General features: G+C 65.7%; 9 protein-coding genes. All 9 read right to left on the bottom strand.

Annotated features, from left to right (window positions below):
- Positions 1-42: 42 nt before the first annotated feature.
- Positions 43-4,401, bottom strand: coding sequence for a Cna B-type domain-containing protein (locus HMPREF2826_RS03630; protein ID WP_168163975.1), 4,359 nt, complete (start codon positions 4,399-4,401; stop codon positions 43-45).
- Positions 4,402-4,656: 255 nt separating this feature from the next.
- Positions 4,657-5,043: a Rid family detoxifying hydrolase gene (locus tag HMPREF2826_RS03625; protein ID WP_058270620.1), complete on the bottom strand. Its 387-nt coding sequence runs from the start codon at positions 5,041-5,043 to the stop codon at positions 4,657-4,659.
- A 146-nt stretch (positions 5,044-5,189) separates the two neighbouring features.
- On the bottom strand, positions 5,190-6,566 hold the full coding sequence (gene hydA / locus HMPREF2826_RS03620; protein WP_070641084.1) for a dihydropyrimidinase: 1,377 nt from the start codon (positions 6,564-6,566) through the stop codon (positions 5,190-5,192).
- Positions 6,567-6,571: 5 nt separating this feature from the next.
- On the bottom strand, positions 6,572-7,537 hold the full coding sequence (locus HMPREF2826_RS09075) for an NTP transferase domain-containing protein (RefSeq protein WP_168163974.1): 966 nt from the start codon (positions 7,535-7,537) through the stop codon (positions 6,572-6,574).
- A 72-nt stretch (positions 7,538-7,609) separates the two neighbouring features.
- Positions 7,610-8,551 carry a carbamate kinase gene (gene arcC, locus HMPREF2826_RS03610; protein WP_070639292.1) on the bottom strand — a complete coding sequence of 314 codons (942 nt, stop codon included), beginning with the start codon at positions 8,549-8,551 and terminating at the stop codon, positions 7,610-7,612.
- Between the two features lie 13 nt (positions 8,552-8,564).
- The gene (ygeW, locus tag HMPREF2826_RS03605) at positions 8,565-9,767 is read right to left on the bottom strand and encodes a knotted carbamoyltransferase YgeW (protein WP_070639290.1); all 1,203 of its coding nucleotides are present in this window, start codon (positions 9,765-9,767) and stop codon (positions 8,565-8,567) included.
- 75 nt (positions 9,768-9,842) lie between these two features.
- Positions 9,843-11,222: a YgeY family selenium metabolism-linked hydrolase gene (locus HMPREF2826_RS03600; protein WP_070639288.1), complete on the bottom strand. Its 1,380-nt coding sequence runs from the start codon at positions 11,220-11,222 to the stop codon at positions 9,843-9,845.
- Positions 11,223-11,327: 105 nt separating this feature from the next.
- Positions 11,328-12,542: a diaminopropionate ammonia-lyase gene (gene dpaL / locus HMPREF2826_RS03595; protein WP_070639286.1), complete on the bottom strand. Its 1,215-nt coding sequence runs from the start codon at positions 12,540-12,542 to the stop codon at positions 11,328-11,330.
- A gap of 424 nt (positions 12,543-12,966) precedes the next feature.
- Positions 12,967-13,803: NTP transferase domain-containing protein (locus HMPREF2826_RS03590; RefSeq protein WP_070639284.1), on the bottom strand; the 837-nt coding region annotated here is incomplete at its 5' end.

Raw genomic sequence — 13,803 nt, 5'->3', positions numbered from 1 at the left:
GTTGCGCGTCGCCGACGTCAACGACCTGTCGGCACGCAACGGCTAGCTCTCGCTGCTCTTGCTCGCCAGGAGGCCCACAAGCCCAAGCGAGACGCCGGCAGCCGCAAGGGCAAGAAGGGCAATCGGCCCCTCGTCGCCCGTACGGGGCAGGACGACATCCGCCTTGGACGTCGGCTCGGGCGCCGGAGGCTCGGGCGTGGGCGGGGCAACGAACTCGTTTTTCACCGTAAGAGTGCCGTCATCCGCGACGCCGTAGGACACGCGGTAGTCGCCGCGCATGTCCCCCGCGGCAAGGGGCTCGCCCGACGTTGAGAGCTCGGCCACGGAGTAGACGTACGCGCGGCCCTGCTGGTCTAGCTCGGGCACGCCCTCCCACACGACGGAGAGACCCTCGGTCTCCACCGGCTTGCCAACCGCCTCGGGAGCTTCGCCGCCAACTGACCTCAGGAGCTGGAGCCGCACCTCCCCGTGGTCGGCGTCGGCGCCGCCCGACCAGGACTTCGCCGCCGAGACGTCGACGGTGCGCAGCGTGTTCGTTATGCCAAATGCGTACGCGTTGCCCCGCGCAATCCCGTCGTCATAGGTGACCTCGTACTGTTCAGGGACGTTGAGTTCGCTGACCTTGTACTGGTAGGGGTTGCCCTGGGGGTCCTTCTCGTCCTGGTCCCTCCACGTGTACGAGAGCCCTTGCGTGGTGACGGGCTCTCCCACGGCGCTGAAATCCTGCTCGGTCGCGGTCTTCCTCATGAGCTGAAGGGACACCTCGCTTGCCTTCTGCGGGTCAAGCTTGTCATTCCAGGTCTTCTTCGCCGTCACGTCAATCGTGTCGAAGCTTACCGTGACGCTGGCAGACGCCTGTTCGAGCTTGACGCGCGCCTCCGGTGGGGCAGATGTCCCCATGAAGGTGCGAGCGTACATGTTCAGGCGATTGACCGCTGACGTGCCGGCGAGCGATTTGTCGGTCGGGCCGTCAAAGTAGGCAAAGGCGCTCAGGGACAAACCCTGGTCCAGGATGAAATCATTGCCCTTGTCAGTCTTCGTGCAGTCGATGGCGATTGCGGTGACCTGGGATGGGTCGTCGTTGCCGTCCTTGTCCTTGGGAAGCTCCGTGCTCCAGACTGACGCGTCCGAGAGGTCCGGCCCCTCTGATGGCAGGTCCTTGTCGCTTGTGAGCTTCGTCGAGTAGTACACGACCGGCTTGAGGGTGTCACTGGGGTCCCCGTACTGCGGCTTCGCCTCGAGGGCGCTCACGTCCAGACGCTTGAAGCTACCCTGCCACATGGAGTCGGCGTCCGAGTTGCCTCTCTCGAACACGTCGCAAAGGACCACCCTGTCCGCGCGGGTCTTCTTCTCGAGCTCATAGCTCATGCGGTAGCTGTAACCCCTGCCACCAAGGATGCTTGCCTGTGACGCGTATGTTCCTTCCTCGTCGCTCGCCACCTGAAGGTACAGACCCGAGGAGTGAATGTCCACCGGCCTGTAGTTCACCGTCGTCTGCGCATACATCGTGGTGTCAGGGTCCTGTTTCTCTATTTGAGAGAAGAACTTGCCAAAGCTCAGGTTGTCAGGCGTCTTGATGCTATCCCCAGGAGCAAAGTTCGTGGAGGCGTTTGGGTTCCTGTTGATGAAGCCCGCCGAGTTCACCAGAGTGAGGCCCCTGTCCTTGATGTTGGTGTAGCTGTTTCGCAGCTTGTAGGTCAAGGAGATGGTATAGGTGTCCGCGCGGTGAATGCTATCAAGGGCCTCCTGCGGCATCGCGTAGGACACGCGCATGAGCGTCATGCCTGATTCCTGGTAGTTGGGCTCAAACGAGACGCGCACGTCGGTGACCTTGGGTAATTTGGCCTTTGGGTCGCTGCTCGTGTACCAGTGATACGTGCCGTTGAGGTTCACGGCGACGCTCTTGGGGTCAACGGTGGTGCCGGCGGGCAGAAGGTCGACAAACTCCCCCTTCGCAAAGACGTACCTTCTGAACAGCTCGTTGTCCTTCTGGGGGTCTCCCGTCACGTCCGGCTGCTCGTGACTCGAAATGGAGTTGGACGCCGACACCCAGATTTTGCTCTCCTCGTACTCGCCCTCGGGATAGTCCTCGACGTCCTTAGGTGCCGACGCAGTCTTCCAGATGTGCGAGGAGAGGCGCAGGTCGGAAAGGCGATAGGTGGCGGTGCCCAGATTCTGCCCCGTCGAGATGCCCGTCTGGGTGCCGTTGATGCTCTGGGTCGCAATCTGAGTCACATAGCTCGCGCTTCCCGCATCCTTTGCAGCCTGGAGCAATCCCTTGAGGTGTGCGGTGGGCCTCAGCATCATTGAGGTCTTATCGCTCAGGTCCATGGCGTACGAACTCAGGCCAGATGCCTCGTAGCGAATGCCGGCCACGTCGGCGGGGAGCTGGTAGAGCGTGATGCCGCGCCCGGGTGTGTCTGCGTCACCGCCGTCCTCGTACGTGGCAAGCGGCGTCCCCGACATGTCTACGGCAGCATACGTTTTGTTCGTCTTGGTGACGGTGGCAAACTGAGTCCACTCCGTGCTGCCGGCCTTGCGAATGTAGACGGACACGCTCAAGGGGGCGGTGTCCTCCGCAGGGTCGGCCATCGCGCCGATGGGGGTGTTGAGAGCCCCATGGGCGGCAAAGCTCACTGAGAAGCCGCGGTAGAAATAGTCTGCGTCATCAAGGGCAGAGAGCTTCTCCCATTGGGAGGCGGTGCTCGTGCCGCTGGCGACGTCCTGTGAATAGTACGGCGCCCCCTGCTCATATCTAAGCTGCCACGGCGCGACATCAAAGCTGCCGCTCTCTTCGTTCCATAGGGCGGCGGGAGCCGTGGCCAAGGCGCTCTCAAGATGGAAGCTGGGCGCGGAAGGCCCGCCCCAGGCAGGACTCTGGAGCCTCACGGGGTTGCCGTCAAGCAGGAAGGTCCTTCCGGACTCATAGTTCATCAGGGCCGAATTCCTGTTGTAAAGGCCAAAGCTTCCCTCGCCCTTGGAAAAGTGGAGCGTCTTCTGCGCGTCTGCCGCAAGGGCGTACGACTGGCCGTCGTAGGCCTTCTCGTCCACCGAGAAGCTGTCGCTCACGGTCACATCCGTGCCGTTCTTCATGGCCTCCTCGAGCATCGAGCGCGGGTATCGCTTGAGGACGAAGACGTGCCGGGGCGTGGGGTAAACATCATCCCTGACCTCAAGGCTGCTCTCTGTGGCCCGCTGCTCGCCGACGACAGCCGCCACGGTCCAGTCGTTGTCGACATTGACGTAGGCGCCGTTTTTGCCCCCGCCGATGCCCGGGTATGCCTTTATTCCCTGCTCGCCGGAGCCGCGCCACGCCCAGCTGTACATGCCTACGAACTCGCCCTGGGACCCCGTGTCCTTGAAGGTGGCGTACGTGCCGATGGACGTGCCGCGTCCGGGCTGATACTGGGCGTGCCACACGACATAGAAGTAGTCGCTTGCGTCGGCCGGCCTCGCCCCCCAGCTCGGCTGCCACGCGAGAAAGGCGTCGCCGTCCGCTTTGTTGAGGCTTGAGATCTCGTATTCCAGCCTTCCCCGCCTGAGGCTGGTCGTAAGATCGACCAAAAGCGCCCTCGTCGTGGTCTCGCTCGCGTCAAACGTTCCGTCGCCGTCGCTGTCGAGCTGATAGGTGACCTGGTACTGCTGGTTGGTGATGGTGCCGTCAGGGCCGACCTTCACGAAGCTCGGGCGGTAGGTGTATGAAAGCCCAAAGTCCAGAGTGTTGCTTCCCGCCACGTCGGCAAAGTTCGTCAGGGTTATCGTTCCGTCGCCGTTGTCCGTGTAGTTGTACTGGGAGCCGGCGGGTTGGGCGGGAGCCTGCGCGAAACTCCAGCTCAACTGGTCATCGTATTGAATGCTCGTGTTCTGCCTGGCATTGACGTTTGCGTCCCCCGCCCAGGACGAGAAGAGCCGGGAGGGCAGCGTGATCCTGATGGTGCCAGGCTTCCAGACGGACACGGTGTCGCTGACTACATGGGCGCTCAGGGCGAGCCCCACCGTCTTTTGGGCGTTGTCCTGGGGAGTCAGATAGATATGGCTCAGGTCGCTGCCGTTGTAGTGGTAATCCTTGACGCTGGCATCGACGGCGTTGCTCCAGCGGGCATCAAGAGAGACGGAAACCTGCGCTGAGCGCGCTGCCGCCGGGGCGGGCACAGAGGGGGCGGAAGCCTCCAAAGGCGCGGCTTCGTCCACGACGTCAGGGCCGCTCGAGGGGAGGGCGCCGTCCGCAGCCGCAGACGTTTCCGACTGTCCCGGAGCCTCCGTCGGTGCCGCCAGGGCGGGAAGCGTCGCACCTGCCGCCACGAGAAGGGCGGCCGCAAAGGACATTCCCACCCTCGTGCGAAGCGCACTAAGAAGGCCTCTCGACGCCTTCCTCAACAATTTGGGCTCCTCGGCTTGCATGGCGCTATCCCCTCTCCGCGCGGATGGCATCTCGCTCAACCGTCAGGCCCTCATTGGGGACCCGGCACATACCAGAATGACGGTAGCGCATCTGAGACGCACGAGCAGTCACTTTAATAAATTATTAAGGTGTCGGTCGAGTTTAGCCGCCATGCGGCGGCTACGGCGAAGTCCCGCCCCAAAGGGGCGGGACTTCGTGTTAGGCGCACGGCAGCCGCAGGCCGTCTTGGCTGCGACGACGTCCCGCCGGATGTCCTAGCGATGCGCGATGGCCTTGATCTCGACCTTGGCGCCCGGCTTGGGAAGGGCGGCAACCTGGAAGGCAGCGCGCGCGGGGTAGGGTTCGGCGAAGAACTCCCCGTACACCTTGTTCATGGCCGCAAAGTCGGCGATGTCGGCAAGAAGGACCTCGGTCTCGGCGACGTCAGCCATGCTCGCGCCCGCCGCCTCGAGGATGGCCTTGACGTTCGCGAGGCTCTGGCGCGTCTGCTCCTCGACGCCCTCGCCCGCCAGATCGCCCGTGGCGGGGTCGATGCCGAGCTGGCCCGACACGTGCATCGTCTGGCCCGTGGCGACGGTGCCGGCGGAGTAGGGCCCGAGGGCCGCAGGCGCCTTGTCGGTCTTGATTGCGAAGATAGGCATGCTTGCTTCCTTTCTGTGCGCGGCCGCGACGGCGGCCTTCCCTCATGCTGCTATGTCTCCCCATCGCTGGGGGTCGTGCCCTCTGTCGTGGCGCCCGTGCCCTCTGTCGTGGCGCCCGCGCGCGATGGGCGCCGCCTTCGTGCGGGCTACCTTCTCACGTACCTTCCCGGCGTGGCGCCCGTGGGCTCGCCGTCGCGCGCGACGAGCGTGCCGCCGACGAACACCAGGCGGGCGCGACCCCTACAGCCCATGCCCTCATACGGCGTGTAGTCAACGTTCTGGTGCTGGTCGTGCGCGCTGATCGTCCAGCGCCGCGCAGGGTCCCACACGCAGACGTCCGCGTCGGAACCCACGGCCAAGACGCCCTTGCGCGGGTACATGCCAAACACGCGCGCCTGGTTCTCGGAAAGGAGCCGGCAGAGCTCGCGGGGGCCAAGCACGTCCGCGAAAGCGGTCATGACGAGCGCCGGCCGGTGCTCTATGCCGGGGCCGCCGTTGGGGATCTTGCGGAAGTCCTTGCGACCGCGGTCCTTCTGTCCCATGAGGTTGAAGGAGCAGTGGTCCGTGGATATGGTGTCAATCTCGCCCGCAGCCACCGCCTCGCGAAGCGCGGCACGGTCGGACGCGCTCCTCAGCGGGGGGCTCATGACGTACTTGGCGCCGCCGAAGTGGGGCTCCAGGTAGCGGGTCTCGTCCAGCAGCAGGTACTGGGGGCAGGTCTCCACGAAGACGTTCCTCTGCCCGCGCGCCTTGGCGGCGCGGATGACCTCAAGCCCCAGCCTTGTGGAAAGGTGCACGACGTTCACCCGGGCGTCTCCCGCCAAGTGCGCGATCATGAGGAGCCGCGCGACGGCCTCCGCCTCGCAGACGTCGGGCCTGCTCAGGGGATGCCCCTCGGGCCCGGTGACGCCCGAGGCGACGACGCGCTCCTGCAGGGCGTTGACCAGCGTGCCGTTTTCGCAGTGGACGCAGAGCGTGGCCCCCAGGGGCGCGAGGCCCTCTAGCACCTCGAGCGTCTGCGCGTCGTCCAGACGCAGGTGGTCATAGGCAAAATAGGTCTTGAACGAGCACACCCCCGCCTCGCGCAGGGACGGGAGGTCACGCCTGGTCCGGTCGTTCCAGTCGGCGATGGCCATGTGGAAGGCGTAGTCCGTCGCGCAGCACCCTTCGGCGCGGCGCTGCCACTCCTGGAGCGCCTGCGGCATGGTCATGCCCTTGTCCTGGGTCGCATAGTCAACGACCGTCGTGGTTCCGCCGCACGCCGCGGCGCGCGTGCCCGTCTCAAAGCTGTCAGCCGTCCAGTCCATGCCCGTCCAGCACTGCAGGTGGGTGTGGGCATCTATGAACCCCGGAAAGACGTGGCAGCCGCTCGCGTCATGGCACCGCGCGCCCTCCAGGACGTCGTCACCGACGCCGCCCGGCACCACGGCCGAGATGGTCGAGCCCTCCATCACGAGGTCACCCTGGACCAGCCCCTCGGGAAGCACCAGGGATCCCCCGCGTATCACGTCCCTTGTTGCCATGAGCCTCACTCCCCTCCTGTCGCAGGGTCCTGCGCGCGCTGGGCGGCGTCAAGAGCCTCCCTCACCCGCGCAAGGTCGTCCTGCGTGTCAACGTCCATCAACTCGCCCGGCGACGACGCCTGGACCAGGCGCACCGTCGCGGCAAGGTCCGGGCTTCTCCTCAAGATCGCAAGGCCGCCCTGGCTGCCCTCAAGCCCAAGCAGCGCCTCCCTGAAGACGCCGGGAAACAGCACGGGGGCGCCCGGCTCGTCCTTCCACGCCAGTCTCACGATGGCGCTCGGATGGCGGACGTGCTCGTCAACGACGGCCGAGACGCTCGTCGCCGAGACGAGGGGCTGGTCGCCCGAGACAAAGAGGTAACCGGCGCGCTCTCCTAAGGCTCGCAGGCCCTCGCGCACCGAGTCGCTCCTCCGCTCGCCGTCGTGCAGGACGCAACGTACGCCCCGACCCTCGCAGAGGGCGCGCACTCGGGGGTCGCGGGTCGTCACCACCGTCTCCACGCGAGGGTCCCCCAGCGCGTCGAGCACCCGCGCCAGCACGGGCGTTCCGTCAAGGGGCTCCATGAGCTTCTGCCTGCCAAAGCGTCGGGCCAGGCCCGACGCCATGACCACGCAGCCCAGGCGCGCCACCTGCTGGGTCCCGGCGAAGGCGCTCGCAAATGACGTGCGCGCGGCAGCCGAGCAGGCCTCGTTCCACAGCTCGAAGCGGCGCATCAGCAGCCGCCCGGCTGCGGAGAGGGACGAGCTACCTCCGCTCTCGCCGCCGATGCGCCGCTCGACGAGCCGCTCGCCCAGCCCCTCCTCCGCCCTCTTGAGGATGCGGAGGGCCTTCGAGTAGCTCATGTCCATGGAGCGCGCCGCAGCCGAGAGGCTCCCGCACTCGTCAACCTTCTTGAGCAGGCGATAGGGGCCGGGGCCAAATATGCGCCCGCCCCCCTCGTCGGCGAGGTACGTCACCGTGCCTGGACCCATGGGCATCGCCTCCCGTCATCGGGCCGCGGGTCGGTCCCTGGAGCCTGGGCCCGGCCCGCGGCGACGCTGTGACTAGCTATGAATCCTTGTTCCCGTCTTGCCGGCGATTCCCTCGGCCGCCCGGTCGAGCTCGGTGATGAGCGAGCTTTTCCCGACGCCCGAGCAGGCAAACTGCAGCGCGGCCTGGACCTTGGGAAGCATGGAGCCGGGCGCAAACTCGCCCGAGGCGATGTAGCCCTGCGCCTCCTCGGGTCCCAGGTCGTCCAGCCAGCGCTCGTCTGGCCTGCCAAAGTGGACGGCGACCTTCTCGACCGCCGTAAGGATGATGAGCTCGCGCGCGTCAAGCTGTTCCGCAAGGCGCGCCGCGGCGAAGTCCTTGTCGATGACCGCCGGGACGCCCTTGAGATGGTTTCCCTCGGCGCGACAGACGGGCACGCCACCCCCGCCGCAGGCGATGACCACGTGCCGCGCGGCGACGAGAGAGCGAATCGTGTCAAGCTCGACGATGGAGACGGGCGACGGCGAGGCGACGACCTGCCGCCAGCCGCGGCCCGCGTCCTCGACCACGTGATATCCGCGGTCCCTCACCAGAGCGTCCGCCTCGTCCTTTGACATGAACGCGCCGATAGGCTTGGTGGGACGCCCAAAGGCCTCGTCATTCCGGTCAACCTCGACCTGCGTGAGCACCGTCGTGACGCCGCGTCGGACGCCGCGGTTCGCAAGCTCCTCGCGAATGGCGTTCTGCAGGTCGTAGCCAATGTAGCCCTGGCTCATGGCGACGCAGACGGAGAGGGGACAAGGGGCGTAGCGCGCGGGGTCAGACCTCGTGAGCTGCGTCATGGCCTCCTGGATCATGCCCACCTGAGGGCCGTTGCCGTGCACGACCACGACGTCGTTGCCCGCCTCCGCCAAGTCCGCGATGGACCTGGCGGTGCGGCGAACGGCCGCCATCTGCCCGGGAAGGTCCTTGCCCAGGGCGTTGCCGCCCAGGGCGACGACGATCGTGTCAGACATGCTCGCCTCGCTCCTACTCGCTCACCCAGCGGGCGACCCCGCGCTCCTCGAGGGCCTTGAGCATGGCCTTGGGATCCTTGACCTTCTGCAGGAAGATCATGGCGGCCACGGCGTACGGCTTGTAGCTGGCCTCCTTGTACAGGCCCTCGCGATGGGCGTCAAAGACCTCGCTCTCGACCTCGCCGTGCTCGCAGGAGACGCCGTTGATGTCGGCGGGCAGCGGGTGCATGTAGATGGTGTCCTGGCCGTTGGCGGTCTTTTCCATGAGCTCGCGAGTGCAGCACCAGTCCTGGTGCGTCGCGTTCTGGGCCAGCAGCTGCTGCTCGAGCTCGTCGATGCCCTTGGCGTCGCCTGCGGCGTACAGCTTGGTGCGCTTCTCCATGGCGGCATAGGGCGCCCAGCTCTTGGGGATGACGATGTCGGCGCCCTCGAAGGCGGCGGCCATGTCGGTGCCCTTCGTGAACGTCGCGCCCGACTCGGCCGCGTAGGCGCCCGCACGCTCCACGAGCTCGGGCATGAGGTCGTAGCCCTCGGGGTGGGCCAAAGACACGTTCATGCCAAAGCGCGTGAGCAGCATGATGAGCGACTGCGGGCAGCTGAGAGGCTTGCCGTACGAGGGCGAGTAGGCCCAGGTGACGGCAACCTTCTTGCCCCTGAGCTCGTCAAGTCCGCCAAACTCGTTGATGAGGTAGAGAAGGTCGGCCGAGGACTGCGTGGGATGGTCCGAGTCGGACTGCAGCGAGACGAGCGTGGGGCGGTGGTCCAGGATGCCGTCGCGCCAGGACTTCTCGACGGACGCGGCGACCTCCCTCATGTACGCGTCGCCCTCGCCGATGAACTTGTCGTCACGGATGCCGATGACGTCGGCCATGAAGCTGATCATCGTCGCGGTCTCGCGCACGGTCTCGCCATGGGCCACCTGGGACTTGCTCTCGTCGAGGTCCTGCTGCTGCAGGCCGAGCAGGTTGGTGCCCGAGGCAAACGAGAAGCGCGTGCGCGTGGAGTTGTCGCGGAAGTTGGAGACCGCGAGGCCGGAGTCGAAGATGCGCGTGGAGATGTTGCGCTCGCGCAGGTTGCGCAGGGCGTCCGCGACAAGGTACAGGGCCCTGAGCTCGTCGGCGGTCTTGTCCCAGGTGTGCAGGAAGTCGTTGTTGAACATGTCGGAGAAGTCGAGCTTGCCAAGCTCCTCGAGGTAGGTGTCAAACGTGCGGTCCATGTGGTTCCCCTCCCGTTGATGGGTCGTCAGCGTCAGGGCGCCCGCCGTCGGCGACGGGCGCCCGCAAAGCCTGGTCTACTTGATGTCGTTGGTGGTGAGCCCTGCGCGAAACTCGGTCGCGTCGCTTGAGGCGGCGGAGCCGTCATAGAGGTTGAGCGCCGCGGTGTAGAGCGCCGCGCAGGTCACGAGGTCCTGCTTGTAGGTGATCTCGTTGGGGGCGTGCGCCTGAGACTCGGCGCCAGGACCGAAGCCGACGCAGGGGATGCCGTAGCGACCCTGGATGGAGACGCAGTTGGTCGAGAAGGTCCACTTGTCGACCAGGGGACGGTGACGCTTGTCCATCGAGGGCTCGCAGCCGATGCGCTCGTCGCCGAAGAGGGCCTTGTGGGCCTCGACGAGGGCCTTGACGTGCGGCGCGGACTCCTTGTTGATCCAGGTGGGGAAGTAGCACTCCGTCTGGTATACCTCACCGGTCCAGGAGGGGCGGTCGTACATGTACATGGAGACCTTCACGTCGTCGCCGTACTTCTTGACGGCAGGAAGGCTGCGGACCTCCTCAAGGCAGGACTCCCAGGTCTCGCCCGCCGTCATGCGGCGGTCGATGGAGATGGCGCAGGAGTCGGCCACGGCGCAGCGGCTGGGGCTCGTGAAGAAGATCTGCGAGACGGTGCAGGTGCCGCGACCCAGGAAGCGGGCGTCCTCGAAGTGGTCGGGGTTGTACGCGGGGTCGAGCATCTTGACGAGGCCCTTGATGTCCGTGGACTCGTCGCATCCGTTGTTGTTGAGGGCCCGGACGTCGGCGATGATGTCGGCCATCTTGTAGATGGCGTTGTCGCCGCGGTCGGGAGCCGAGCCGTGACAGGAGACGCCGCGCACGTCAACCCTGATCTCCATGCGACCGCGATGGCCGCGGTAGATGCCGCCGTCGGTGGGCTCGGTGGATATGACGAACTCGGGCTTGATGCCGTCCTTGTTGTAGATGTACTGCCAGCACATGCCGTCGCAGTCCTCCTCCTGGACCGTGCCGACGACCATGATCTTGTAGCCCTCGGGGATGAGGTCAAGGTCCTTCATCATCTTGGCGGCATAGACGGCGGAGCAGACGCCGCCCTCCTGGTCGGAGCCGCCGCGGCCGTAGATGAGCTCCTCGGTCTCATAGCCCTCGTAGGGGTCCGCCTCCCAGTTGTCGCGGTTGCCGATGCCCACCGTGTCGATGTGGCCGTCCATGCAGAGGATCTTGTCGCCCTCTCCCATGAAGCCCATGACGTTGCCCAGGCCGTCGACCTTGACCTCGTCGAAGCCCAGACGCTCCATCTCCTCCTTGATGCAGGCCACGACCTCCTTCTCCTCGCAGCTCTCGCTGGGATGAGAGATCATCGCGCGCAGGAAGCGGGTCATGTCCTCCCTGTGGGACTCCGCGACTTCCTTGATCTTGTCGTAGTCGAGCTCCTTCATGTTCTTGCCTCCCAAGTCAAAGCCTACAGTGCCGGTATCCGTCGCGAGCCGCCTCTTCTTGGCCCTCTCCCCTGGCTCGCAGGGGGGGAGAGGACCCTCGGAACCCTACTCGGTGGCGTACGCGCCGCCCCAGACGACCTCGCGGTAGCGGACGGGGTCGGTGTCGCCCTCGGTCGAGAAGAGCAGGACCTTGGAGTCGCGTCCAAGCTCCAGGGCGTCACGCAGCTCGGCGTAGTCGGGGTCGCTCATGATGGTCGAGATGACGCCCATGCCCACGGCACCGGACTCGCCGGAGGTGACGGAGGGGTCTCCCTTGGCGGGAGCCGCCAGCATGCGCATGCCCTTCGCCGCGACCCAGTCGGGGCAGGAGAGGAAGGCGTCCGCATGGTTGCGCAGGATGTCCCAGCCGATCGTGTTGGGCTCGCCGCAGGCGAGGCCGGCCATGATGGTCTGAAGGTCGCCGCCCACGATGCGGGGGCCGCCGTCACCGGCGAGGGCACCCTGGTACAGGCAGTCGGCGGCGCCAGCCTCCATGATCACGAACTTGGGCGGGCAGCTGGGGAAGAGGTTGGCGAAGTAGCCCACCATGGCGCTGGCGAGGGATCCGACGCCCGCCTGGACGAAGACGTGGGTGGGTCGGTTGACCTCGAGCTGGCGGAGCTGCTCGGCCGCCTCGGCGGCCATGGTGCCGTAGCCCTGCATGATCCAGGACGGGATCTTCTCGTAGCCATCCCAGGCGGTGTCCTGCACGATGACGCCATGCTCGGTCTCCTCCGCCTCCTTGGCGGCCAGGCGCACGCAGTCGTCGTAGTTGAGCTCCTCGATGGTGACCTTGGCGCCCTCCTTGGCGATGTTGTCGAAGCGCGTCTTGGTGGAGCCCTTGGGCATGTGCACGACGGACCTCTGGCCGAGCTTGTTGGCGGCCCAGGCGACGCCGCGGCCATGGTTGCCGTCGGTGGCGGTAAAGAAGGTTGCCTGGCCGAAGTCCTTCTGCAGCTGGTCGGAGGTCAGGTAGGCGAAGTCGCACTCGGAGACGTCGCGGCCCGTCTCGTCCGCGATGTAGCGGGCCATGGCAAAGGAGCCGCCCAGCACCTTGAAGGCGTTGAGCCCGAAGCGGTAGCTCTCGTCCTTGACGAAGAGGCCGCCCAGGCCCAGGCGCTCCGCCATGCCCTCGAGGTCGGCGAGCGGGGTGACCGAGTACTGGGGGAAGCTCTTGTGGAACGCGCGCGCCTTCGCGACGTTGTCAAGCGACATGACGGGAAGGTTCACGTCCTCGCTCTTGGGCATCTTGTTGGCAACCCACTTGATCTTTGGCTCCATGCTGCGTCCCCTCCTGGACTCCGTACCGCAGGACTTACATTATGTACGCATACCAAACTTTTTGTTTGGTGCATATAAATATAGACCCTTTGGCGCAGGGGGCAAGGGGGTTCGCAATGAGTCCCTTTTCGCACGCTTTTCGGTCGATGAACGGCTTGTTTGTGCCTTTGAGCGTCGTTGTGTTTTGACAAGGAGAACGGTGTCCCGCACGACGTCGCCGACCATGCCGCAAGGGGCACGCCGCACTGCCCGACGTGCCACCCACTCCGATGGCCGTCGCATGCCCCCTCGATCTCAAAGTCAGCCTCCTCTTGGCGAACTGACTTCGAGTCACGAAAGTGACTCCGGAGCTGGCCTTGAGCCGAGAAACCCGTCGACGAAATGGCTTCGAGACGCAGAAGGCCAATTCGGGGTGGCGCTCCCCCTACAGCAGTCCCGTGCGCACGAAGAGACGGTCGAACTCCGCCTGCGCACGCTCGCGCACGGCGCACTCAAGCTCCAGGTAGGCGCCCAGCAGCTGCCGGCCCCTCTCGGTGAGAAGGGTTCCTCCCCCGTCCCTTCCGCCGTGGTGGCGCTCGACCACCGCATACCCCAGGACGTCTTCCAGGTGGTTGATCATGCCCCATGCCTTCGAATACGAGGTGGCGGTCAGCTCGCAGCAGACGCGAATGTTATGGGTGCCGTCAATGAGATACAGCAGGAGCTTGCAACGGTCGTCCAGGAAGGGGGTCTCCCCCTCGAGCTCCAGGTGGATGGCGGGGTGTATGAGGGCGCAGTTGTGCTGGGGAACCAGGCTGAGCAGGTCCTGCTCGTCTCGCACGCTCGTCACCACGCCCCTGTCGCCCACAGACACCCATGCCCGCCGATCCCCCAAGGTCGCAAGGGCTCCACGCAGGCCATCGGGTCCGTGGTAGGAGAGGACCTCGTCCATTGCCTCGCGGGCGATCACCACGGGATGGCCGCTCCTGCCCTCAAGGGAGGGACAGGCAACGGCCGCGGGCGTACGCATGAGGGCTCCGAGCGTTGCCGAGGTAAAGGCCGGGACGTTGACGGGAGAGAAGACCGCCTTCTCGCACTTGCCCGCAAGGAACGAGAGCCCCGCCTTAGCGAAGCCGAACAGATCTGCGTCGGCCCCGATGCGCAGGAAGATGACGCCAAGCCCCGCGAGCTGCCGTCGCAGCTCCTTGTCCCCTCCCTCACTCACGACGACTATGGGGAACACGCCGGCCTGACGAAAGGTCATGACGATGCGGCGCACCAC

The organism is Olsenella sp. HMSC062G07 (genome assembly GCF_001811895.1).
In the GTDB taxonomy this organism is placed as follows: domain Bacteria; phylum Actinomycetota; class Coriobacteriia; order Coriobacteriales; family Atopobiaceae; genus Olsenella_F; species Olsenella_F massiliensis.
This window is presented reverse-complemented; position numbering and strand designations above follow the sequence as displayed.